Raw genomic sequence first — 22,953 nt, forward strand, 5'->3', positions numbered from 1 at the left:
CTAGGCCTCTTTCAGCGAATCGGGATCCGCGTTCAACGTGACATTCACGAAGTCCGGGACGCGGAAGGAAATGTTCTTGCGGAAGGTGATGGAATCCCCATCCACCAGTTCGAGCTGCGGCAGTGCGCTGGTCAGTTCTTCCAGCGCGATCTTCGCCTGCAGCTTCGCGAGCATATTGCCCAGGCAGTAGTGGATGCCGAAACCGAAGGACAGGTGGTCGCGGGCGTTGGCGCGGGTGATATCGAAGTCCTCGCCGTTCTCGAAGCGGGCCTCGTCGCGGTTGGCCGAGCCCATCAGCAGCAGGATCTCTGCGCCCTGCGGGATCTGCACGCCGGCGATTTCGGTGTCCGCCAGGGCCTTGCGGCGCCAGCCGACAATGGAGCCGGAGTAGCGCAGCACCTCGTCGATGGCCTTGGGGATCTGCTTCGGCTCGGCGACGAGCGCTTCCCACGCATCGCGGTGCTCAAGCAGCACGCGCACGCAGTTGGAGATCAGCGTCGTGGTGGTCTCATGGCCGGCGAAAAGCAGCGAGTAGAGCAGCGAAGCGATTTCGTGGTCGGAAATCTCCGCACCTTCGCGCTGCGCCTTGACCAGGTCGGTGGTGAGGCTGTCGCGCCCGGTTCCATGGGCTTCGGCGACCAGCTTCTGGCATTCGTCCCAGTATTCGACGAGGTTGTGGGCGTGCGGGATCTGCTCCTCGTCGCTCAAGTCCCCCCAGGTCATCGCCGCGCGGGAGTCGCTCCAGCGCTTGTAGGTGTCGACCTTGGAGATATCTGCGCCGATCAGGGTCACGATGGTGATGGTCGGCAGCGAGTAGGCCAGGTCGGCAACGATTTCCGCATGTCCCTCGCCGCGGGCGAGCATCTGCTCGATGGCGCTGCGCACGTTTTGGCGGATCATTGGCTCCAGGGCCTTGAAGCGCCTGGGGGTGAACGCCTTTTGCGCAATCGCGCGGATGCGGGTGTGCTCCGGCGGGCGGCGGGCGGAGAGTCCGGAGTAGGTGGTGAATCCGCCCTCGTCCATGATCCTGGCAGCCTGCGGGCCGCGTTTGCGGACCGGGGCCTGCGCATTCTCCGAGGAGAAGGTCTCCCAGTCCTCGAAGACGGCCTTCACATCGTCATAGCGGGTCAGAACGTACAGGCCGGTTCGCTCGTCGAACATGACCGGCTGTTCGCTGCGCATCTTCGCGTAGGACGGGAAGGGATTCTCCATCGCAAACGGCTCGTACCCGTGATGGCCTGCCGGCGCTTCGGCGCCGAAGCCCATTGGGCATCCGCCCGAGATGGCTGGGGTGCTCGTCATGGAACTGCTCCTTGGGAAATCGATGATGCACGGTGTTTCCCGTGCCGCATTCACTAACCCAAGTGTTACCCACGCCACACCCCAAGCAAAGACTGGTCTTCCATCCAGTGGAAGCTGTCTTTCTCCGGGCCCTTATCCTTCTTCCGAGAGGTCTTCCTCGGGAACATTCATGTCGGGGCCGGATATGATGCCCAGCAATGTTTCCAGCGGAATATGCACGGTCGCGGCTTCCAGCCGCTGGGAGGTTCCATGGAGCACCGGCAGGAAGCGGTCCATGCTCGCGGCGTGGGAGGTCGGGATGACCAGCCCGATGGAGCAGCCCAACCGGCCGGTATGGAATACCGGCACCGCTATCGACGAGGTGCCCAGCCGGACTTCCTCATTGGTGGTGGCATAGCCGTTCTCACGGACCCGGCCCAGCTCCTCGCGCAGCTGCTTTGCGGAGCTGCGGGAATGCGCGGTCATCTTCTGCAGCGGCAGTTCCAGGTACGCGTCGGCAACCCAGGGTTCGGAGAATGCCAGGATGACCTTGCCTACGGCGGTCGCGTGCAGCGGCAGGCGTCCGCCAACCCGCGAGGCCCGTGCAATGCGCTTGGTGCCATAGACGCGGTCGATATACAGCGTCATGTTCCCATCCCGGATGGCCAGCTGGCTGGTCTCACCGGTCAACGAGAACAGGTCCTGCACATAGGGCCGGGCCGTATCGCGAAGCTGCCGGCCGGTGTTCTGGGCTATCGCCCACAGCCGCAGGCCCAGCTGGATGCCGCCGTTGGCCGAGCGACTGAGCATCCCGGACTCGACAAGCTCGCCTACCAGGCGGTGGGTGGTGGATAGCGGCAGGTCCGCCGCCACGGAGATCTCGGTCAGGCTCAGCGATCTCCTGGTCGTCTCGAATGCGGCCAGGATCGCCAGGATCTTCGATGTGACGCTGCGCCCTGGCTGCGAACTGCCACCGGCCATTGATGCCTCCTGTAGGAAATCTGCTCATGCCCCTCGTTGCACGTGCCGCCAAGGCCCACACTAGTCCCCTTGGCCCGATGCGCCATGGCGCCGGCAGCCCAGGGCGCCTGGCCGGCGGGGGAAGTGGCGGCTACCGGCGGTCGAGCAAGAGCCGCTGCGGCAGCATGTTGGCACGCTCCACCGCGATGAATCCGCTGGCCATGCTTCGAGCCTGCTCGGTAAAGAGATGTCCGGCAACCCGCGATTCCACCAGCGTGAAAGCCTGGCTGCGGGTCAGGCCGAACCAGTCCATGATGGTATCCAGCCCATGGCCGGTCAGCCTCCATAGCTTGTCCGCGTCCTTGACCACGGAATCCTCGATGCTGGTGGATTCCTTGCGGGAATCGTGGCCGTCGATGATGAATACGATGCGCTCGATATCCGCCGCTGCCACGCCCTGGCCCGCCAGCAGCCGCCTGGCCAGCTTGGCGCCTTCCTTTTCATGCTGCAGCACCAGCTCGGCATTGCCCGCACCCGGTGCAATAGCGCCCAGCACGAGAGCCGGATCCACGGCAGACCAGCCGATATCGTGCAGCAGCATGGCCGGCAGCACGATATTGGCATCGGCTTGCGGGTGATGGCCCAGCAGCTGATGGGCCAAGGACACCGAATACAGGGTGTGCGCATCATTGCTCCGGACCGCGAGAAGCTCCTTGGCGTCCTCCCACAGCTTGGCCAGCAGCGGGTACTGCTCGAACAGGCCGGGTCCGGCGCTCCCGATCCGGTTCGAGACATCGCGCCCGTAGTGATTCGCAGCGGGTTCTAGTTTGGTCATGGGCACATGATCCCACCGCTTGCCCGCGGGCAGAAGGCCCCGCATCCACTCAGTGGAAGCCGCAGAACTTTCATCCGCAGACGCAGAACAGCCCTGCCCCCGTTGCGGAGGCAGGGCTGCGGCTGCGCTTTACTAGACGATCGCTTCCACGATCGGCATGTTGCCGTTGTAGAAGTTCACGGTGGAGCGGCGTGCTGCATTATTGGCCACCACATGGGTGATCACTTCGGCGACGTTCTCGCGCGAGGTCTGCGATGCCTCGCCTTCAACGTCCGCTCCGCCCACCTTGCCCGCCTTGTCAGCCAGCACCACGCGCTGGCTGGCCGGTTCCAGGGTCAGCGCCCCCGGGCCCAGGATCGTGTAGTCCAGCTCCGTGCCGCGCAAGTACGCGTCGGCGTCGTGCTTGGCCTTGGCATAGGTGTAGAACGAGTTGGCCGGATCCAGGCTGTCCACATCCACCAGGGCGCGGCTGTAGGAGACCATCACGAAGCGGTCCACGCCGGCCTGCTTGGCGGCCTGCATGGAACGCACCGCGGCGTCATAGTCCACGGCGCGGGTGCGATGCTCGTTGCCACCACCGGCACCTGCGGAGAAGACGATGGCGCTGGCACCGGAAAAGGTCTGGGCCAACTGGTCCACGCCAGCGCTTTCGATGTCGATGACTACTGGGGTGGCGCCCGTGGCGCTGATGTCGGCTGCATGCTCCGGGTTGCGGATCAGCGAGTTGACCGCGTAGCCGCGCCCAACCAGCTTGGGCGCTGCCAGCAGGGCAACCTTCCCGTGTCCGCCAATGAGAACTACTCGATTTTCTTCAGCCATGAACTGCTCCTTCTGATCGATGCTCGTATTCGGCACAACAAGGCCTGCCACGAGCCTATTCCCGGCGAGCTTCGGCGACGACTTTCTGAGTGCCAGCTTGATAGCAGTCATTTCGGCTGGCAATGGGCGTACGCTCGGGTTCATAGAATTCGCACTCGACCCAGGATGAAGCTCATGAAGCAGAGAACCTTGAACTTGGAACTGAGCAATGACCAATTCGCGGACCTGGCCAATGCGCTGGAGGACCACCGGGACTATTTCAAGAAACGCGCCGATGAAGCAACGCTCGGCTTCGGGCTCGATACCGGCTACTGGCAGTCCCGTGCTGCCGAAGTCGAAGAGCTGCTCCAACTAGTCCTCAGCTCCGCCAAGCACGATCAGCATTAGCCCCGCCCCTCCCCCACCCAAGGAGCCAGCATTTTGCCCGCCGGAATTTTCACCATTGGACATTCGGCACGATCCATCGAGGATTTCCTCGCACTGCTAACGCAGTACGGAATCACGGATGTTGTGGATGTCCGCAAACTGGCCGGCTCCCGCAAATTCCCGCAGTTCAATGCGGATGCCTTGGAAGCCTCCTTGAGCACGGCGGGAATCAGCCTGCACCGCGAGGAAGCGCTGGCCGGCAGGCGTCCTGTGAGCCGCAGCGTCGATTTCGCAGTCAATGCATGGTGGACGAACCGCAGCTTCCATAATTACGCCGACCATGCCCTCGGGGAGGATTTCCTGCAGGCGCTCCAGCGGCTGCAGGCGCGGGCCACCGGCCAGAAGACCGCGATCATGTGCGCCGAAGCTGTCTGGTGGCGTTGCCATCGCAGGATCATTGCCGATCACCTGCTGGCCCGCGGTGCCGAGGTATTCCACATCATCGATGGGCATCCGGCCAAACCTGCCGAGCTGAGCCCGGGCGCGGTGATCGGCCAGCAGTCGCGGATTACCTACCCGGCAGCCTGATCCCGGCGCGCAAAACGGGCATCAATGGCAGCACCTGCGCCAGGGCTCGGCTCATGCAATGAGCTGGAAGTGCAATTCATTACGCTGCCTGACGCAGCTTCTTCCATGCCTTCGGACACTAATTAAACAAGGCCGATGATCGTTATTTCTCCCTGAAATAGCCCAGTCAGCTGGGGCAAGCCTCAGCAAGAGCCGCATTTGCGGAGGGTTCCGGCCTTCAATTCACGCATTTGGGTGACCTAGCTAACATAAGAGCCGTTTGGCTTAATTCGCTCAGATAAGGCTAAGCTAATTATCAGATCACTCAATAGCGCAACCAACGCCGGTTGCTGTCCGAAGAAGGAATACATGTCCTCCATGAAGCTTCGCGCTGCCGCACTGCTGAGCATCGCCGCACTGTCCCTGACCGCTTGCGGTTCCGCTACCGATACGGCAGCTGAGGCCAAGGCCGGCGACACCAAGACCGTCACCATCACCGACAATGAAGGTGAGAAGAAGATCGAGGTTCCCGCGAAGTCTGTTGTTGCTACCGACAACCGCACCTTCGAGACCCTGGATTCCTGGGGCATCAAGCTCACCGCTGGCGCTGTCTCGCTGATGCCGGACACCATCTCCTACACCAAGGACGAGAAGGTCCTGGACTTGGGCAGCCACAAGGAGCCGAACCTGGAATCGGTGGTCACCGTCGACCCTGACCTGATCATCAACGGCCAGCGCTACACCCAGCACGCGGCGAAGTTCAAGGAACTGGCTCCCGAAGCCGCCATCGTTTCCCTGGACCCGCGCGAAGGCGAGCCATTCAACACCGAACTGGAACGCCAGGTCACCACCCTGGGCGAGATCTTCGGCAAGCAGGCCGAGGCCAAGAAGCTCGTTGAGGATTTCGAAGCCGCTGAAAAGCGCGTCACCGATGCCTACGACAAGGACCAGACCGTCATGGGCCTGATCGCCTCGGGCGGCGAGCTGGGCTACTCGGCTCCCACCACCGGCCGCACCGTTGGCCCGCTGTTCGACTTCCTGGGCCTGACCCCGGCGCTGGAGCTCAAGGAGTCCTCCACCGACCACGAGGGCGACGACGTGTCGGTCGAAGCCATCGCCAAGTCCAACCCGGACTGGATCATCGTCATGGACCGCGACGCCGCGGTTGAAGCCGACGGTGCGGACTACCAGCCGGCAAAGGACCTGCTGGAGAAGTCCGAGGCGCTGCAGAATGTCACCGCCTCGAAGGAATCCCAGGTTGTCGTCATGCCTGCTGACACCTACACCAACGAGAGCATCCAGACCTACACCGAGTTCCTGAATACTTTCGCTGACGCGCTGGAAGCTGCCAAGTAGCATTCCGGACACCCCAGCCAGCTAGTGGCGAAGCCGAATTCCGGCTTCGCCACTAGAGCTGTTTTCCCACCACTTATTTCCACGGCGGCATAATGACAAGCACGATCCCACCGGCCCGGACCAAGGGCAAGGTCCTTTCCGGCAAACTCGCATTGGGCATCCTCGGGGTGCTGGTGCTGCTGGCGTTCTCCCTGTTCACCGGCGTCTACGACATCTTCGGCAAGGACGACGGCGCCATGATGTTCGCCGTCACCCGCATCCCGCGCACCATTGCACTGGTGCTGGCCGGAGCGGCCATGGCCATGAGCGGATTGGTGATGCAGCTGCTGACCCAGAACCGCTTCGTGGAGCCGACCACCACCGGCACCACCGAATGGGCGGGCCTGGGCCTGCTGGCCATGCTGGTGCTCTTCCCCAGCGCGTCGCTGCTGGCCAAGATGAGCGTAGCGATTGTCTTCGCCTTCATCGGCACCATGATCTTCTTCCTGTTCTTGCAGCGCATTTCGCTCAAGGCCTCGCTGACCGTGCCGATCGTGGGCATCATGCTCGGCTCGGTAGTCGGCGCCTTCTCCACGTTCTTCGCGCTGTCCACCGACAAGCTGCAGTCCATGGGCATCTGGCTGGCCGGTTCCTTCACCTCGGTGATCCGCGGGCAGTACGAGGTGCTGTGGATCGTGGCCATTGTCGCCGTCGCCATCTACATCGTTGCCGACCGCTTCACCGTGGCCGGCCTGGGCGAGGAAATCGCCACCAACGTCGGCCTGAACTACCGCCAGGTGATGCTGCTGGGCACCGCGCTGATCGCGGTCGCTACCGGCGTGGTCACCGTGGTCATCGGCAACCTGCCATTCCTCGGCCTGATCGTTCCGAATATCGTCTCCATGGTCCGCGGCGACGACCTGCGCAGCAACCTGCCTTGGGTCTGCTTGCTGGGCATTGCCATCACCACCGTGTGCGACCTGATCGGACGCACCATCATCATGCCTTTCGAGATTCCGGTCTCGCTGATCCTGGGCGTGCTCGGCGCGGCCGTCTTCATCTTCCTGCTTCTGAGGCAGCGCAAAGTTGGCTAATCTCATGACTCACCCCGCATTGGGCATGCACCGCTCCGGCCGTTCTGCCGGCCCGCTGCCCACCCCAAAGGTCCGCAAGCGCTACTGGATCACCCTGTCCATCATGATCGGGCTGGCCCTGTTCTTCGGGATCGGCTTGCTCGCCTGGGATAACCCCATGCCATTGGGCTCCGACGGCTTCTGGATCATCGCCAAGCTGCGCGCCAGCAACATCCTGACCATGGTGATCGTGGCGGCCTGCCAGGCCATCGCCACCGTGGCTTTCCAAACGGTGACCAACAACCGCATCATCACCCCGTCGATCATGGGCTTCGAAGCCTTGTACCGGGTGGTGCAGACCGGTGCGATCTTCGTGCTGGGCGTTGCCGGCATCACCTTCTTCACCGGTGTCAGCCAGTTCGTCCTGCAAGTGGCGATCATGGTGGGCCTATCGGTGGCGCTGTACGGCTGGCTGCTTTCGGGCAAGCTGGGCAACATCCAGATCATGCTGCTGGTGGGCATCATCATCGGCACCGGGCTGGGCTCGATCGCGACCTTCATGCAGCGGCTGCTGACCCCGAGCGAATTCGATGTGCTCACCGCACGCCTGTTCGGCTCGATGGCCAACGCCGACATGAGCTACATGCCGGTGGCTATCCCGCTGGTGGCCATTGCCGGCGGCTACCTGGTGCTGTCCTCGAAGAAGATGAACATCCTGGCCCTGGGCAAGGAAACCACCATCAACCTGGGGATCAACCACCGCCGCGAGGTCATGAAGACCTTGTTCTTCGTATCGATTCTCATGGCGGTCACCACCGCACTGGTGGGCCCGCTGACCTTCCTCGGCTTCCTGGTGGCCACCTTGGCCTACCAGCTGGCGGACACCTACGACCACCGCTACATCTACCCGATGTCATTCCTCATCGGCTTCGTGGTCCTGGCCGGCGCCTACTTCGTCATGAAGAACATCTTCTACGCAGAAGGCGTAGTCGGCATCATCATCGAAGCCGTCGGCGGCATTACATTCCTGATCTTCATCCTGCGAAAGGGCCGGCTGTGATTACCCTCAATTCCGTCAGCAAGAAGTACAGCTCCACGGTCTCCATCGGCCCGGTCAGCTTGGAAATCCCCACCGGCGGCATCACCGCCCTGGTAGGCCCGAACGGCGCCGGCAAGTCCACCATGCTCACCATGGTCGGACGCCTGCTGGGCATCGACCAGGGTTCCATCGAGGTCTCCGGCTACGACGTATCCAAGACCAACTCGAAGGATCTGGCCAAGATCGTCTCGATCCTGCGCCAGGAAAACCACTTCGTGACCCGCCTGACCGTGCGCCAGCTGGTGGGCTTCGGCCGCTACCCGCATTCCAAGGGCCGGTTGACCCAGGCCGATGAAGAGATCATCTCGCGCTCCATCGACTTCCTGGACCTGGGCGAATTGGAAAGCCGCTACCTCGATGAGCTCTCCGGAGGCCAGCGCCAGCGCGCCTACGTGGCCATGGTCCTGGCCCAGGACACCGACACGGTGCTGCTCGATGAGCCGCTGAACAACCTGGACATGAAGCACTCGGTAGTGATGATGCAGCACCTGCAGCGCGCTGCCCGCGAGCTGAACCGCACCATCGTGATCGTGCTGCACGACATCAACTTCGCCGGCCACTACGCCGACTACATCTGCGCAATGAAGCAGGGCAAGGTCGTCGAGTTCGGCACCCCTGATGAAATCATGTGCGATGAGGTGTTGACCAAGGTCTTCGAAACCCCGGTAAAGGTCATCCCGGGCCCCAATGGCCCGCTGGCGGTTTACTACTAGGCTCATTCCCCGCTGCAGCAGTCCGCTTGTTTCCGGGCGTCTTGGTCCAATGCGCAGCCGGCATGCGCTGGCAGTTGACCGGAATCATTCCCGTCAGCGATCAGCGCAGAAGCCGCCGTCAGGTGATGACGGCGGCTTCTCTCATGCTGCCAAGATTCCTAGCGAACTTGCCGAGTCGCGATCACGCCTTGATTCTGGAGTCCTCCGACGGAATCAGCGCGCGCAGGTTATTTTCTGCGGCGTCCTGCGCCATAGTCAGCTCGAGCACCATTTCAAGATTGGCCGACGGGACAACGACGAGCCCATCCTGATCACCGAAGATGCCGTCACCGGGGTTGCATACGACATTGCCGCAGGCCACCGCACGCCCGATGGTTCCTGGCCCGTATTTAAACGGTCCCGCAGGGTTAACACCCCTGGCGAAAACTGGCAGACCAAGTTCTGATAGGTCGGCAACGTCTCTAGTCGCGCCATCGATGACGACACCAGCGATGCCCTTGCTCACGCACAGTTCGCCCAAGATATCTCCGAAGCAAGCCCTGTTGGTTTCGCTATTTGCATTGATGACTAGAACGTCGCCCTCCCGAGCATCATCCAAAGCACGGTGGATCGCCAGATTGTCGCCTTCCCTCGTCAGGATCGGAAGCACGGAACCAGAAAGCGCCAAGCCCGTGGTGATTGAGCTCAATGCTGAATTCATGACCCCCATGCGCCCTTGCGCGTCCGCTATGAGCGCCACGGGAAAATGTGACAGCTTGGCGATGGTTTCCGGGTTTGGACGCTCCCACGCAGCGTTTATCTGCAGGGAATCTGTTGGGGCTGAGATGATCATTATTCTTCCTTTTTTCTTGCTTTTCAGACCAAAGACACGAGGTTGAGTGCTGCTGAGGGCACCTTGCCCCGCAACGCACTGTCGATGGATTCGAATGCCTGGATGCCGGCAGCCAGGAATGCTTCGGCGCTTTGACCAGCAACGTGCGGAGTCAGGATGAGGTTGGGCAGCCCGGCGGCCGCTAGGACAGAATGTGGCAGCGGGTTCTTCATATCAACGCTTTCGCTATGCAAGACGTCTAAAGCTGCTCCATGCAGGTGGCCGTTTTCCAGGGCCTCAAGCAAAGCCTGCTCGTTCACCAGCCCGCCGCGGGAAGTATTGACCAGAATGGCGCCCTGCTTCATATGCGCCAGCGCCTGGGTACTAATAATTTCTGCTGTCGAATCGGTTAGCGGCAGATGCAGGCTCAGCACATCTGACTGCGCGATGAGCGCGTCGAAATCCGCGGGGCCGGCACCGGCGGCAAGTATGTCGCTATCAGAGACAAACGGATCGTGCACTAGAACTTTCATGCCGAAACCTGTTGCAATCGCGTGAACCATCCTGGATATGCTCCCGTAGCCCAGCAATCCCAAGGACTTCCCATGCAATTCGAATCCGAGCATGTGGGGCTTGGCTTCAGACCAGCTCCCTTGGCTGACTGCTTGCACGCCGTAAGGCGTTCTGCGCGCTAGAGACAGCAGCAGCGCAAAAACATGCTCGGCAACTGCGCGGCTATTGCTTCCCGGTGTACTGGTGACCCAGATACCTGCACGCGTCGCCGCCTCGATGTCGACGTTGTCCGTGCCAACGCCATGACGCGCGATGACCTTGAGTTTCGGAGACGCTTCGATTTTTTCTGCATCGAAGATTTCAGCACGAAGCATGACTGCATCGATCTGCTCGCTGACGGATTCATATGCAACTGCATGCTCTCCGTACCCCTGGTACACAGTTCCCAAAGCACTGAGTTTCTTCAAAGCTTCGGCATGGATGGCATCCGAAACATAAATTGCTGGCATTGGGTATTCCTATCGGTAAATATGGGAGAGTGATGTGCCGTTGGTGCGGACAGTACCCAGGACTACTGCAAGCCCAATGAGCCCGAAAAGCACAAGCATGTAGGCGGGGACCAAAGTGTCTCCTGTGCTCCCGATGAGCCAGGTTGCAATGTACGGTGCGCCGGCGCCTCCAAGCACCGCTCCAACCGAGTGGCCAAAGGAAACTCCCGTCTGGCGAACCTCAACAGGGAAGAATTCCGGCATCGAGGCATAGGTGCCGGCTTGGCATAGCGCATAAGGGATCATCCCGAGCAGCAATCCCAGGATCGCCAATTTCATGCTTCCCGCGTTCATCATCGAGAAGGAAGGAATGGTGATGACAATGTATGCAAGGTAGGAGATAACAAGGATTTTCTTACTCCCGATCTTGGTGCCCCACTGGCCGGCGACCGGAATGAAGAAGGCAGCTGCAATTACCGCAATGAGTACGATTGTTGATGATTGCGCCTTGCTGAATCCAAGAATCGAACTGAAATAGGTAGCAACGAAGACAGTGCCAATGTACGTGCCGACATTCTGGACCAGCGCAATGGAGAACACTTTGGCAAGTGCCGGACGATGGTCCCGGAACATCTCCTTAAGTGGAGTATGCTCGCGGGTTTCCGAAGCGGCTTTCTGGCTGAACTCGGGGCTGTCTTCGATCTTGAGCCGCATGATCAGGCAGGCAATACCCAACGGGATAGCTAGCAGGAAAGGCAGTCGCCAGCCCCATTCCAGCATTGCTGCCGCCGGCACGAGTGTGGCAGCCAGCGCGGCCAGTCCAGCCGCAAGGGCTTTGCCCATCACGGCAACGCTGGGAATCAGCGAAATGTAGAAGTTGCGTCGTTGCGCCGGGGCCCACTCCCGGATGTAGCTGGCAGCACCACCGATTTCCCCGCCTGCTGAGAATCCTTGCAGCATGCGGCAAATGCACAGAAGCAGTGGCGCCCATAGTCCGATTTGCGCATACGTCGGAAGCACCGCAATCAAGGCAGCTGCCACGCTCATAAGGATCACGGAGCCAATGAGGCTTGCCTTGCGACCGTACTTATCGCCAATGTGCCCGAACACGAGCGCACCGGCCGGGCGGACGACAAATGCCGACCCGAACACCAGGAAGGTGTTCATGATGCCTGCCATCGAGTCGCCGCTCGGGAAGAATACGACTGCGATCGTTGCCGCGACGTAGCCGAAAACACTGAAATCGTAGTACTCGATAAACGTACCGAGAACGGCTACTCCTGTGGCTTTCTTTGCCTTCTTTTTGTACAAGTCATCTTTGACCGATACCGAAGTCATGGTCGCCTCCAATCAGAATGAGTTTAAAAACTGGGACAGTGTCCTATTATGTAATTAGAGTGTGAGGGCACGCACATGGTCGTGTCAAGTGCATGAATTCGATCTACCGATCGTTTGCCCCGGGCTAGAGCCCAGCAGCAGATAGCCAAGCCGATCGAATTCTCGGGTAAACCCGCGAGACAATAAACGATGCTGGCAATGTTGGAACAGTTACGACGTGCGAGAATTGAGAAGTCTCATCTTCAGGTTTCCCGGTACGGCAGAGTTGCTTTCTGGGAAATAGTGCTTAGGTGGAAAGGAATTACGGATCGCCCGGGAACGTGTTATCACGATTGTCTCGGCGGGAATGTCATGACTGAAATTGTGGCCAATAACGAGCGTATTCTTGCGGTTCTCCATGCTCTCATCACGAGGACCGAAGCCATCGGCGTGCGCGAACTCGCTTCAGCCCTCGAATCGAGCCGAAGCACCATCAACCGCATCCTCCTCGGGCTTACCGAGCATGGGCTGGCTGTCGCTTCGCCACAAGGAACCTATACCTGCGGTCCAAGGCTCAGTGTCCTAGCATGCGCTCTCCAGGACCGCCACCCGCTTTTTGCTTTGGGAAGAACGCTGACCGAGGACCTCTCGGTCAAAACCGGAGCGACTGCTTTAATGGCTGTCCACGATGCGATGAACCGGCAGGCCGTCGTGCTCACATCGCACTCCCAGCCCGGTCCCGTGGCCTACTCCCTCGATCCAGGCACCGAACTTCCACTCCATGCCGGCGCTACTGGCAGAGCCATTCTCACGCGTACCGGAATTGAAGCGCTCGGCCAGCTGCCCCTTGAGCCGAGAACTGCGGAGACAGTGACCGACTACGAGGAACTGGGCAAGCTCCTGCGACATGATCGAAAAGTCGGCTATACCATCAGCGTCGGGCACCAATTCCCCTTGGCTGCCGGTGCAGCTGCGCCCTTTGCCTTTGGCAATCTCATCGGTTCCGTTTCGATAACCCGCCCAACCTACTCGACTAGTGACGAAGACCTAACCGTATTCGGCTATATGGTCCGCCAGGCCTCAGATCAGATCTCCAGTTCCCACGCCACGGATGTATCCCTGCAGAGCACGGACAGAATCACCAATCCTGCAGGGGCAACGGCACTCGAACGCGTCGTTCGTCTTTTGACAGCATTGTGCACCTCACCCCTCAGCGTTTCGAGCGGGAAGTCCCTGGCGAGCAGAATCAATGGAAATCCCGCAACGACCAACCGTCTGGTGTCCAGCCTCGTCGCCGTAGGCCTCGCCACCGAAGACGCAGGGGTGCTGCAAGCCGGACCTCGCTTGCTGCACTGGGCCGCATTGCTTGGTCCGCAGTTGGATTTCTCTTCCATGGCGCGGCCAATTCTGGAGAATCTTTCCCGGGAAACTGGTGAAACCATTGGCTTGTCAGAATACAATCGTGAATCGGCGAACGCCGAAATGACGCTGGTCATCAATGGCGTCAAGCCGCTTCATTACCGTCTCGCCTCCAACGTTCCCATCCCGCTCCATGCGGGCTCCGCTGGAAAATCGATTCTGGCGTTCTGCGACGAGCGCGTCCTGGCTTCCGTTCCGCTAGATCCACTGACCGAGAAGACACCGGTTAACCGCAAGGACCTAGCCAAGGATCTTGCGGAGATTCGCGAACGCGGCTGGGCAATCGGCCATGGAGAACGCTTGCCAGATGCGTTTGGAATCAGCGCCCCGATCTTCCAAGATCGCGTCATTGCGGGGTCTGTTACAGCAACCATCGCTCAGGTACGTCTGCCGGAAACCGACCTGGATCTGCTCATTGAAAGTGTCCAAGGCGCCGCAGCCCAAATTACGCGGTTGCTCTCGGTCGAATAGCCGCGAAGCTCCGGCTGCTGGCCCGCACTAGGCCGGCAAGGACCCGACGTGAACACTAATCCTGCACGGCAACGGAACCAACCAGTCAAGGCCAGCGGCAGGCCAACCGATATTGGGGTCGATTGCCGAAGCCATAGACCCAGCTCCCCCAACCCGGTAGGGAGGCAACGATGCGCCCGATCCATGAAACAATGACGCGAAAGACCCCGCAACACGCATTTTCATGGCTTTTGGCTCCAGCCAGCAGCGTCGTTCATACCGTGCTCGCCGAACAGAATTTTCCGGCTCCCTCAAGTATTCTCTACGCCACTGAAGCTGTCCCGGACTAGCTATCGCCGAAAATGAACTGTCGACACGAAAGACCATCCCCCGAGCATCAATGCACTCCGGCTCGCACCTCAAATGCAGGACAGTTCACAATCGACGATCCGTGGGCGGTGGCTCAGTTTGGGGTGTCTTGCTTCTGTTCGGCAAGGCGATCCAGCTCGCTTCGCGAGCACGCACCTTCGTGCATGCCTACCGCGCACGGACAGTTTTGGCTATTGCTTGGTTTTCCCCAGCGCATTGATCGCGTCAACCATCGTCGCGCCCGGATGCTGACGGCGGTATTCCTTCACATCCCTGGGTGAGAGCCCCTGTGCATCGACGGTGATTTCCTGGGGCTTCGGATTGCCAGTCCAGCCCCAAAGCATCAAGGTCCAGCTGCCTACGAGCAACCCCCAGGTAGGTTCCTCCGACAGCGCCATGAGCAGAATTGCGGCGGTTGCCAGCGCCAAAAGAACACTGGTGCGCGTTGATTTGCCCATGGGACCGCCTAGCTCGCTGGGGTGGTGCTGTTCTCTTCCAGCCTTTCAAAGAACACTCCGGTGATCAATGATCTATCCCTCATCCTTTAGCAGGAGGCCTGGGCCGTCCATTCCTCAGCCAACAGCGCGTAGCCCATGGAATCCATCCATTCACCGCTGCGGTGCAGGCTGTCCTTGCGGCCATGGAATTCCTTGCGCATCCCCAAGCGCTCCATCAGTCTCCATGATGGCTCATTGGCGGCAAAGCACTCGGCAGTAACCCTGCGCAGGCCAAGCGGGCCGAAGCACAGGCCCATGGCAGCGGCGACGGCTTCGGTGGCGTAGCCCTTGCCACCGAAGGAGGGATCGAAGCTCCAGCCGAGGTTGCCTTCGACGCCCTTGGCGCGCTGCTCAATTTCGCTTTGCCCCCAGCCATCCACGATATCCAGCATGACCGTGCCAATCAGCTGGGTCCCCTGCCCGGTGTCCAGTTCCACAGCCAGGTTCCTCAGCGGATAGTCCTTCGCGAAGAACAGCGAACGGAATTCTTCCAGGGTTGCCGGGCCAGCGGTAATCCACTGGGTGACATCGGCAAGCTGCCGGTAGCGCCAGAGGTCTTCCACATCAGCCGAATTCACGCGACGCAGGGACAGGCGTTCAGTGCGTACCGGCCAGCTGATCTTTTTCAGCGCATCTTCCATTCCCCAAGCCTAGCCCTACGGTTTCCAGGCGCTCCTGGCCGCCACGTTCTCTCGACTGGGATCTGCCTGATCCTGTCGATGATGGCCTTCGCAGTGGAGAGGGGGCCTTGCATGCCAAGCTGGATGATTCGCTCAGCACCTGGCCCCGCGCTGTCCTGGGCACTGCTGGTTCCCACCGGCATCATGCAGGCGTTGCGGCAGAAGGAACGGGTGGGATCCATAAGGATCCCACCCGTTCCCATTAGCCAGCGCCATCAGGCTGCAGGCAGTTCACCGCATGCCCCTAGTCGCGCTTGCTGCTGACAAAACCCCAAATGACCAGGACCAGCAGCGAGCCTCCGATGGCCAGCAGCCAGGTGGACAATGACCAGAACTCGCTCACTCCGACACCGAACACTGCCGAGCCAATCCAGCCTCCCAGCACCGCCCCGACCACGCCGAGCAGCAGCGTGGCCAGCCAGCCGCCTCCCTGCTTTCCGGGCTTGATTGCCTTCGCGATCGCACCGGCAACGAGGCCGAGGATGATCCAACCGATTATTCCCATGTATTCCTACTTCCCCAAGAGATGCGGCACGATGCCCGTGCCGTTAATGGCTATTTCTTGTTTCCCTGGGCCGGCTCAGATGAGCACGGCCTTATTCGAATCCTGCTTTTCCGGCTTCTGGAAGCTGAACGAGATGTGCTTGCGGGAGAAAGGCACCCCCAGCACCATTTCAAGGTCAGGTACCACGCGGCCATTGACCAGCTCGATCCCTCGATTCGCCGGAGCGTCGGCGCGCAGGGTGAATCGCGCATAAAGCACGGGTTCAGCTGCACTGCCGCCAATTCGAACGTTCGCATCCACGATTTCCGGTTGCGTTCGAGCGGCCGTTTCCGCGGCTTTGGCTATTACCGAAGTCTCGATCTCGCTGACTCCTTCGCTGCTCGATTCGTATCTGAATTCATGCGCCGACGGGCGGCGCGGAATGGCAGTGATCAGCACCGCCAGCGAGAGCACGATGCCGGCAATTCCGAGCGCCAGCCCCAGTGGCAGCAGGTACTGCTGATCGATCGGCAGGCTGCTGGCAATCCGGGCTTGGCCGAGGCCAGCGCCTTGGCCAAGCCCCCACCACACTGCAGCCAGGCCCGAGGCACCGGCCGCCAGCAAGACCACACCGAGGATCGCCAGAATAAGTCGTTGGCGCACCACATGCGTTCTGAACATTTCTAGTTTCCCCCTCGCCGTTGCACTGAGACCTTGACTTTGGGAGCGCGTTGCAATGGCAACCCGTCGATCACGCGCTGCGCCCGCGCCTGCGCGTTTTCCCGCACGCGCTGAACCGAGTGGGCTGGAGTCTGCACGGTAACCTGGACCAGGACCGGGCTGGTTTTCACGCTCGCGCGGGTCACCGAATCGGTTCGCTCGACCTCATGCCCCACCAAGGTTGATATTCCACGGCATGAGATTGCCTGTTCCGAGCCCGCTGAAGGATCATCGGTAGTCAGCAGGATGCTCTGCCGGCGCCCTGGAATGAGCGCGCTGAGCAACAGCAGCAGACCGAGCACCGCAAGAACCACCATGGCGATCACTGCCAGGTTGTCATTGAAGCGCAAGTTGCCGACCGCGTTAATGCCCTGCTGGGCAACACCGGGCCATTGTCCGCTGGTCAAACGCAGCAGGCAGGATAGCGCCAGGAGAATGCTCGTGGCCAACACGACGATGAAGCTGATCATCAAGGCCAGGGTGCGGGCACTGCGAACGTGCCAGAACCTGCTCATCGCAGCCTCCTGTTGCTAGTTCCTTCATCCGGCGTTGACATCCAGCTCACCCGTATATCGGTTTGCACCTGCTCAACGCCCAGATACTTGCGCAGATCAGCCGCAACCATGTTCCGCACGTCTTCGCAGGCTTGCTGGACATTGCTCGGATAGCTCAATCCAAGGTCCATATCGACCACCACTGCACTTCCAAGCACCTCGGCCTTGGCCTTGGGCCGGCTGTCAAAATCCTTGTACTTCCCCAGCCCCAGGATCCCACCCGCGGCAGAGCCGACAACTGGCACCTTATAGGCTGCTTGGGCAGCGATTTTTGAATAGACGGCCGTGTTCACCGTGGTGCTTCCACGGCTAGAGGACAGCTCTGCCATCTGCTTCACCGCCGACGTTTGCTGAACACTTGGCCGAGGTCAACCCTGTCCTGCAAAAGCCATCCGACTCCAGCGCCGATGATGGCGAAGAATGCCACCACCACGAACTGCGTGAATGATCCGAAGGCAATCAGCAATCCGGCTAGGCAGCCGATGGCCAAACCCCACTTGACGTGTAACATGTTCTGCTCCTTAGATGAGGACAGTTATTTCAGGCCATCGCGGGGCTCGGCGTCATCGTCATCGTCTTCTGGCAGGTGCACGTCGGTGATTTCAATGTTTACCTCGATGACTTCCAGACCGGTGGCGCGTTCAACCTGGGCGATGATATTCGAACGGATCTCGTTGGAGACCTCAACGACCGAGAACCCGTAGGAAACTACGATCGACACGTCGATGGCGGTCTGCTGCTCGCCCTTTTCGACGCTCACGCCTCCGGCCGCGTTGGCTTGGGCACCGGGGATGCGTTCGGCCAGCGAGTTGAAGGTCCGGCGAGCGGCGTTGCCCATGGCGTATACGCCGGAGACTTCGCGGGTGGCGATGCTGGCAATCTTCTGGACAACACGGTCTTCGATGGTCGTTTTGCCCAGTTCGGTGTGCAGCGGACCGCGCAGCTCTTCGTGGACCGGCGTGTCAGTTGCGGCCTTTGCCTTGGCCTGGCGTTCCAGCTCTTCGCCGGTTGGCTTGATGATTGGCCCTTGTGAATCGCGTTGCACCATGATGGTCTCCTCATTCATTGAACGGATATTTTTGTGCCTTACACTCATACAGACGAGAGCTACAGATAAATCCTCACACATTAAGAGTGTGATATAGATCACTTAAGGAGGGGTGTTTGGAACCGACCCGGCTGACCGTGCTTGTAGGTCGTTCGATGGAGGGGGACCCCGAGGCCTTCGGCGAACTCGTCACCGCGCTGACACCCGGCCTGCGCCAATACTGCAAGACTTTTTTCAGCAGCTGGCACGATGCGGAGGATGCCACCCAGGATGCCTGGATCCGCGCGTGGCAGTCCTTGGGCTCGCTGCGCGAACGTGCCGCGTTCAAGACTTGGCTCTACCGCATGGCACGAAATATTTGCCTTGATCGCATCCGCCAGCGTGCCAATGACCAGCAAACCGTGGATGATGAAGTGCTAGAGCAAACCCCAGTCCCTGACCGTGAATTGCCAGAAAACGTCGCCGTGCAACGAGGCGAAATTGCCGATGCCTGGCAGATCATCAACGGATTGCCTTCGGCGCTTCGCCAGGCGTTCGTACTGGTCGCGCTCCAAGGCATGAGCTATAAGGAAGCGGCCCTGGTGACCAACGTTTCAGAATCAACTGTGCGAGGGCGACTCGCACGGGCACGCAATGCAATCAGCGAGGCGGTGTCATGAAAACCCTTCCCTGCGGACGTACTACCGAAGACGTTTTGCTGAACCTGGATGAACCTGCAGATCTGCACGAATTGCAGTGCCGGTGGTGCCACGCCGAACGGCAGCGGCTCAAGGACCAGAACGGATTCATCACCCAACTGCTGCACAGCTCGACCCCGGAGCACCAGCCTGAAGCATTCTCGCAGCGAATACTGGGCAAAATAGCTGAGCACTCGCCATTCCAGCGGATGTGGGATGTGCAAGAAGCGGGCACGGGACTGGCCACGCGCGTATCGTCCCTGGAATTGATCAAGGCGATTCGAGCGGTATTTTCCGAGTCGACGACAGCGCAATTGAACTACACGGAGATCAAGGCGACCGACACGCAGATTCCCCACCTTAACTGGAGAGTGCAATGCCATGTCAGCATGGCTGGGGATAGCTCGGTTCAGGTTATCGAGCAGCAAGTCCTCGACTATGTCCGCAGCGCCATCAGCCCGTTGATCAGCTGGAAGGAACTGGTAGTCAATCTGGTCATTGAAGACCTGCACGGCGAAGCCATCGAGTCCATCACGCTTCGGGGCGAAAACTAGCTACGGCTTCCTTGCTCCCCTGTTCCATCGCTCCGCGGGCTTTTTCCACGCAGCACTGGCGAGCAAGCAAGCACCACAAGTCCCGCAATCGGGAACACCATCAGGGCCATGCGCAACCCGAAGTTCTCGGCAAGGAAACCCACTAGCGGCGGCGAGAACAAGAAGCCCAATCGCATGAGCCAGGAGACGATGCTCAGCCCAGTTCCCGGAGGCAGGCCGGGCAGCTTGTCGGCCTGGTCCATCACCGCCGGGACCAAGGTTGCCGAGCCGAATCCAGCCGCGGCAAATCCCAGCAGCGTGCCCGGAACCGTGGGGAAGAACAACGCCAGACCCATACCAATTGCTATCAGCGCTCCCCCGAACTGGGCCATGCCGCGCTGGCCAAAGCGGTTGACCATGCCATCGCCGAGAATTCGGCCAATGAACTGGGCCCCGACCAGAGCGATGAACCCGCTGGCCGCCAGCGCCGCTGGCGCCCCCAGCTGGCCAAGATACAGCGTGGACCACGAATTCCCGGCGTCTTCAACCATCACGCCGGCTACGGAGATCAAGACCAGGGCGCTCATCATCAGCAGCAGCCGTCCGCGGGATCCTGCTGGGGCCGCGGCCTGGGCGGTTCCGGGTGCAGGTGGCGCAACAGGTTCTATGACCGCCAGTTCGGCGGATCGAGGCAGGCAGAATTTCAGGGCAGTCAGTGCCACCGCGGCGAAGAGCACCATCGATATGCCCAAATGCACTGGCAATGCCAGGTTCATCTGGATCGCTCCGGCGGCCATCAAACCGCCGATCACCGCTCCGACAGACCACAACGCGTGGAAGGAATTCAGTATCGAACGCCCATAGCGCCGTTGCACCACCAGCCCGTGCGCGTTCTGCCCGACATCCGTAATCGAATCCATGGCGCCGCCCAGGGCAAAAGCCAGCACGACCAAGACCACGCCCGGCGCGCTGCCGGCGGCCAGCAAGGCCGCACCGGTAACTATCGTGCCCACGACCGCAACCTGCGCGGAACCAAAACGGCGCACCAGCGCACCTGCAGCCAACCCTGCAAGGATTGCCCCAACAGGCCATGCGGTGACCAGCAAGCCGTAGCCGGCGGTGTCCAATTCCAGCTCCCGCTTCAGCTCGGGAAGGCGCGGCGCCATATTGGCAAAGAGTGCTCCGTTAGTGAGGAACAGGGCCGCGACTGCACCGCGGGCGCGGGAGTTGACGCTGGATTCGCTGGCTGCCATGGGGCCTTTCACTGCACGTGCATGCGGATTCTTCACGGGGAATGCTTCACTAGCATCCAGCGTCGAGAGTACCAGTGCATCTGCTGGCAAATCCCGAAACCGTGCCGAAAGGCCCGGGAATGGGTGTTTTGCGTCTGACCAGCTGCGTCAGGATAGCGGCGAGCTGGCCATCCGCCGGTATTCGCGTTTCGGCTGCAACCTGGGAAGCCCTGCTGGTCCGGCAGCTGGATCGCCCGTTCGCCAGATGCCCTGCTGCCACGGAGCCTGCGCTCAGCGTGAGCATAGGCGTTGTCAATATCGTAGAAACAACCTCAGTGAGGGTGCGAGTGATGATCGCAGAAGTTCCCGCCGGTTCCACCGGCGGGAACTTCTGGTTAATTCGCACCAGGAAAATCGGAGCTAGCCATCGAGCCAGCGCACTTCTCCGCTGTCCAGGTCGTAGACAGCTGCCACCACCCGGGTCCGCTTTTCTTGCACTGCCTCGCGAATGATGGCAGATCGCTCCAGTAGCTGCTCGGTGACGGCACGGGCATTGGCTTCCACCACCAGGTCCACCTCTTCGCTACCCGAACCTTCAACTTTTGCCTTGCGGGCAACAGGAGCAATCTGTTCAGCGAAGTCGAGCATCTCGCCGGGCAATTGCGGATTCTTGGCATCTTCTTCCATCGCCTTCAAGGTGCCCGCCACCGCACCACAGGCCGTATGGCCGAGGATCACCAGCAACGGGACCGAATAGGGACTGGAAACAGCGAATTCCATGCTGCCAACCAAGGTGTCATCGAGCACTCCGCCGGCGGTCCGGGTGACGAACAGGTCTCCGATCCCCTGGTCGAACAAGAGCTCGGGGGTCACGCGGGAATCCACGCAGCCGTGGATCAGGGCGAAGGGACTCTGGTGCTCGGCCTGCTCGCTGCGCCGTTCGGTTGCTTGATTGGGGCGTTCTGGCATGCCTTCGGCGTAGCGCTGGTTCCCGGCGCGCAGTACCTGCAGCACTTCATCGGGGGTCTGCGGGGGTCCGGCGAGGTTTGCCCTGTCCGCATCCGGGGCCTGCGGTGATGCGCAGGCCGCCAGTCCGGCCAGGGCAATGAGCCCGGAGACGCCGGCGAGCAGGCCGCGGCGCGACGGTCCGGCTGGGGTTGGGTTTTGGCGGTTGAGGAAACGTGGTTCAGGTTGCGGCATCATGCCTTCCAGTGGCGTCTGATCAGCTGCCCAGCAGAATTAACTAGAGCTTGACAGTAAATAACATCAAGCAGTCTAGTGTTTTGCATTTGATTCATAAATGGCAAACGTCATATTTCGATCCCTTTTAACATGAGCGTCGCATGAGGTGCGGATGGCAGCGCCACTCGGTGTCCCCGCCCGCAGAAGATAGTGATTGACACCACACTTTTTCTTCGGTTGGATGGAAACTGTCAATCGATTGATTGGCTCTTGAGTCACAGGGTGGTGTCCATGGAACTGGGAAAGGTCCAGCAAGCAGCCGTAGCCTGCTTTGCCCAGCGCGGTTTCGCCGCCACCGGCATCCGCGAACTAGGCAGCGCCGTAGGACTGAACTCGGCGACCCTCTACCATTACGTCGGCGGCAAGGAAGACCTGCTGGTGGGCATCATGAACGACTGCCTGGCCGCCATGATCTCCGGCGCCGAGCAGGCGCTGGCCGGCAGCAAGGACCCGGTACGCCAGCTCGCGTTGCTCGTGGCCTTCCACGTGGGGTTCACCGCCACCAATCCCAGCACCGCACGTGTCACCGAATACGAGATGCGCGCGCTATCGGCCAAGGCCCGCGAGCAGATGCAGGAACTGCGCGACGCCTACGAGCAGCTCTTCGCCGACGCGCTTCAGGCCGGCGAGCGCCAGGGCTGCTTCAGCACCGTGGACCTGGGCATCGCCCGCTTGGCACTGATGGAAATGGGGACCGGTGTCTCGCACTGGTACCGCAAGGATGGCCGGCTCACACTGGCCCAAGTGCAGTTGAACTTCATTTCCCTGGCCATGCGCATCTTGGCCGTGCCCGACGAATTCCCGTTGCCTGCGCAGCAGCTGCCCGTACCCCGGGTGATCGCCAGCGAACCGACCAGCAAGGACTGACTTC

27 protein-coding genes are annotated in these 22,953 nt (G+C 60.7%); 10 read left to right on the plus strand and 17 right to left on the minus strand.

Features of this window, described 5'->3' with window-relative positions; genetic code table 11:
* The 4 genes from AAZQ98_RS02815 to AAZQ98_RS02830 form a co-directional block, all read right to left on the minus strand.
* On the minus strand, positions 1 to 1,302 hold the full coding sequence (locus AAZQ98_RS02815) for a cytochrome P450 (protein ID WP_434689657.1): 1,302 nt from the start codon (positions 1,300 to 1,302) through the stop codon (positions 1 to 3).
* Positions 1,303 to 1,434: 132 nt separating this feature from the next.
* Positions 1,435 to 2,262: an IclR family transcriptional regulator gene (locus AAZQ98_RS02820; RefSeq protein ID WP_434689659.1), complete on the minus strand. Its 828-nt coding sequence runs from the start codon at positions 2,260 to 2,262 to the stop codon at positions 1,435 to 1,437.
* A gap of 130 nt (positions 2,263 to 2,392) precedes the next feature.
* A complete protein-coding gene (locus AAZQ98_RS02825; RefSeq protein WP_434689660.1) occupies positions 2,393 to 3,076 on the minus strand; it encodes an HD domain-containing protein in 684 nt (227 codons plus the stop codon).
* Between the two features lie 132 nt (positions 3,077 to 3,208).
* Positions 3,209 to 3,895: an SDR family oxidoreductase gene (locus AAZQ98_RS02830; RefSeq protein ID WP_434689662.1), complete on the minus strand. Its 687-nt coding sequence runs from the start codon at positions 3,893 to 3,895 to the stop codon at positions 3,209 to 3,211.
* Positions 3,896 to 4,069: 174 nt separating this feature from the next.
* Here AAZQ98_RS02830 and AAZQ98_RS02835 point away from each other — a divergent pair, with 174 nt between their 5' ends.
* The 6 genes from AAZQ98_RS02835 (at position 4,070) to AAZQ98_RS02860 (ending at position 9,048) form a co-directional block, all read left to right on the plus strand.
* On the plus strand, positions 4,070 to 4,282 hold the full coding sequence (locus tag AAZQ98_RS02835; RefSeq protein WP_105656406.1) for a hypothetical protein: 213 nt from the start codon (positions 4,070 to 4,072) through the stop codon (positions 4,280 to 4,282).
* A gap of 33 nt (positions 4,283 to 4,315) precedes the next feature.
* Positions 4,316 to 4,849 carry a DUF488 domain-containing protein gene (locus AAZQ98_RS02840; RefSeq protein WP_434689664.1) on the plus strand — a complete coding sequence of 178 codons (534 nt, stop codon included), beginning with the start codon at positions 4,316 to 4,318 and terminating at the stop codon, positions 4,847 to 4,849.
* 348 nt (positions 4,850 to 5,197) lie between these two features.
* Positions 5,198 to 6,184 (plus strand): siderophore ABC transporter substrate-binding protein, encoded by a 987-nt coding sequence (locus tag AAZQ98_RS02845; RefSeq protein ID WP_434689665.1) that lies wholly within the window; start codon positions 5,198 to 5,200, stop codon positions 6,182 to 6,184.
* A 92-nt stretch (positions 6,185 to 6,276) separates the two neighbouring features.
* Positions 6,277 to 7,257, plus strand: a complete 981-nt coding sequence (locus AAZQ98_RS02850; RefSeq protein WP_434689667.1) for an ABC transporter permease — start codon at positions 6,277 to 6,279, stop codon at positions 7,255 to 7,257.
* A 4-nt stretch (positions 7,258 to 7,261) separates the two neighbouring features.
* Positions 7,262 to 8,296, plus strand: coding sequence for an iron chelate uptake ABC transporter family permease subunit (locus AAZQ98_RS02855; protein ID WP_434689669.1), 1,035 nt, complete (start codon positions 7,262 to 7,264; stop codon positions 8,294 to 8,296).
* Entirely contained in the window at positions 8,293 to 9,048 is a 756-nt protein-coding gene (locus tag AAZQ98_RS02860; protein WP_105656411.1) for an iron ABC transporter ATP-binding protein, read from the plus strand. The genes AAZQ98_RS02855 and AAZQ98_RS02860 overlap by 4 nt, the downstream gene beginning before the upstream one ends.
* 181 nt (positions 9,049 to 9,229) lie before the next feature.
* On the opposite strand, the gene AAZQ98_RS02865 is transcribed toward AAZQ98_RS02860, so the two are convergent.
* The 3 genes from AAZQ98_RS02865 to AAZQ98_RS02875 are packed head-to-tail and all read right to left on the minus strand — an operon-like array spanning position 9,230 to position 12,198.
* Positions 9,230 to 9,880, minus strand: a complete 651-nt coding sequence (locus tag AAZQ98_RS02865; RefSeq protein ID WP_359195257.1) for an RraA family protein — start codon at positions 9,878 to 9,880, stop codon at positions 9,230 to 9,232.
* Positions 9,881 to 9,903: 23 nt separating this feature from the next.
* Entirely contained in the window at positions 9,904 to 10,881 is a 978-nt protein-coding gene (locus AAZQ98_RS02870) for a hydroxyacid dehydrogenase (protein ID WP_434689671.1), read from the minus strand.
* Between the two features lie 9 nt (positions 10,882 to 10,890).
* Complete coding sequence (locus tag AAZQ98_RS02875; RefSeq protein ID WP_434689673.1) at positions 10,891 to 12,198, minus strand: MFS transporter; 1,308 nt, start codon at positions 12,196 to 12,198, stop codon at positions 10,891 to 10,893.
* 363 nt (positions 12,199 to 12,561) lie between these two features.
* On the opposite strand from AAZQ98_RS02875, the gene AAZQ98_RS02880 reads away from it, so the two are divergent.
* Entirely contained in the window at positions 12,562 to 14,067 is a 1,506-nt protein-coding gene (locus tag AAZQ98_RS02880) for an IclR family transcriptional regulator (protein ID WP_434689675.1), read from the plus strand.
* A gap of 539 nt (positions 14,068 to 14,606) precedes the next feature.
* Here AAZQ98_RS02880 and AAZQ98_RS02885 read toward each other — a convergent pair.
* The 8 genes from AAZQ98_RS02885 to AAZQ98_RS02920 form a co-directional block, all read right to left on the minus strand.
* Positions 14,607 to 14,873: a hypothetical protein gene (locus tag AAZQ98_RS02885; protein ID WP_434689677.1), complete on the minus strand. Its 267-nt coding sequence runs from the start codon at positions 14,871 to 14,873 to the stop codon at positions 14,607 to 14,609.
* An 86-nt stretch (positions 14,874 to 14,959) separates the two neighbouring features.
* Positions 14,960 to 15,553 carry a GNAT family N-acetyltransferase gene (locus AAZQ98_RS02890; RefSeq protein ID WP_434689678.1) on the minus strand — a complete coding sequence of 198 codons (594 nt, stop codon included), beginning with the start codon at positions 15,551 to 15,553 and terminating at the stop codon, positions 14,960 to 14,962.
* Between the two features lie 283 nt (positions 15,554 to 15,836).
* Entirely contained in the window at positions 15,837 to 16,097 is a 261-nt protein-coding gene (locus AAZQ98_RS02895) for a GlsB/YeaQ/YmgE family stress response membrane protein (protein ID WP_105656414.1), read from the minus strand.
* A gap of 75 nt (positions 16,098 to 16,172) precedes the next feature.
* Positions 16,173 to 16,757, minus strand: a complete 585-nt coding sequence (locus AAZQ98_RS02900) for a hypothetical protein (protein WP_434689680.1) — start codon at positions 16,755 to 16,757, stop codon at positions 16,173 to 16,175.
* A 2-nt stretch (positions 16,758 to 16,759) separates the two neighbouring features.
* A complete protein-coding gene (locus AAZQ98_RS02905) occupies positions 16,760 to 17,311 on the minus strand; it encodes a DUF6286 domain-containing protein (RefSeq protein ID WP_434689681.1) in 552 nt (183 codons plus the stop codon).
* The gene (locus AAZQ98_RS02910; RefSeq protein ID WP_434690104.1) at positions 17,308 to 17,679 is read right to left on the minus strand and encodes an Asp23/Gls24 family envelope stress response protein; all 372 of its coding nucleotides are present in this window, start codon (positions 17,677 to 17,679) and stop codon (positions 17,308 to 17,310) included. Before AAZQ98_RS02910 ends, AAZQ98_RS02905 begins: the two co-directional genes overlap by 4 nt.
* 5 nt (positions 17,680 to 17,684) lie before the next feature.
* Complete coding sequence (locus AAZQ98_RS02915; protein ID WP_181148776.1) at positions 17,685 to 17,861, minus strand: hypothetical protein; 177 nt, start codon at positions 17,859 to 17,861, stop codon at positions 17,685 to 17,687.
* Between the two features lie 24 nt (positions 17,862 to 17,885).
* Positions 17,886 to 18,416, minus strand: coding sequence for an Asp23/Gls24 family envelope stress response protein (locus tag AAZQ98_RS02920; protein ID WP_434689683.1), 531 nt, complete (start codon positions 18,414 to 18,416; stop codon positions 17,886 to 17,888).
* Between the two features lie 98 nt (positions 18,417 to 18,514).
* On the opposite strand from AAZQ98_RS02920, the gene AAZQ98_RS02925 reads away from it, so the two are divergent.
* A complete protein-coding gene (locus AAZQ98_RS02925) occupies positions 18,515 to 19,057 on the plus strand; it encodes an RNA polymerase sigma factor (protein ID WP_133833920.1) in 543 nt (180 codons plus the stop codon).
* Positions 19,054 to 19,629, plus strand: a complete 576-nt coding sequence (locus AAZQ98_RS02930) for a hypothetical protein (protein WP_434689685.1) — start codon at positions 19,054 to 19,056, stop codon at positions 19,627 to 19,629. Before AAZQ98_RS02925 ends, AAZQ98_RS02930 begins: the two co-directional genes overlap by 4 nt.
* Here AAZQ98_RS02930 and AAZQ98_RS02935 read toward each other — a convergent pair.
* Both AAZQ98_RS02935 and AAZQ98_RS02940 read right to left on the minus strand, forming a co-directional pair.
* Complete coding sequence (locus AAZQ98_RS02935; RefSeq protein WP_434689687.1) at positions 19,626 to 20,897, minus strand: MFS transporter; 1,272 nt, start codon at positions 20,895 to 20,897, stop codon at positions 19,626 to 19,628. The two genes, AAZQ98_RS02930 and AAZQ98_RS02935, sit on opposite strands and share 4 nt — an antisense overlap.
* Positions 20,898 to 21,260: 363 nt before the next feature.
* Positions 21,261 to 22,043, minus strand: coding sequence for a carbonic anhydrase (locus AAZQ98_RS02940; protein ID WP_434689688.1), 783 nt, complete (start codon positions 22,041 to 22,043; stop codon positions 21,261 to 21,263).
* Positions 22,044 to 22,313: 270 nt separating this feature from the next.
* Here AAZQ98_RS02940 and AAZQ98_RS02945 point away from each other — a divergent pair, with 270 nt between their 5' ends.
* Complete coding sequence (locus AAZQ98_RS02945; protein WP_434689690.1) at positions 22,314 to 22,949, plus strand: TetR/AcrR family transcriptional regulator; 636 nt, start codon at positions 22,314 to 22,316, stop codon at positions 22,947 to 22,949.
* Positions 22,950 to 22,953: the final 4 nt, after the last annotated feature.

It is taken from the genome of Glutamicibacter sp. Je.9.36, assembly GCF_051129975.1.
In the GTDB taxonomy this organism is placed as follows: Bacteria; Actinomycetota; Actinomycetes; order Actinomycetales; family Micrococcaceae; genus Glutamicibacter.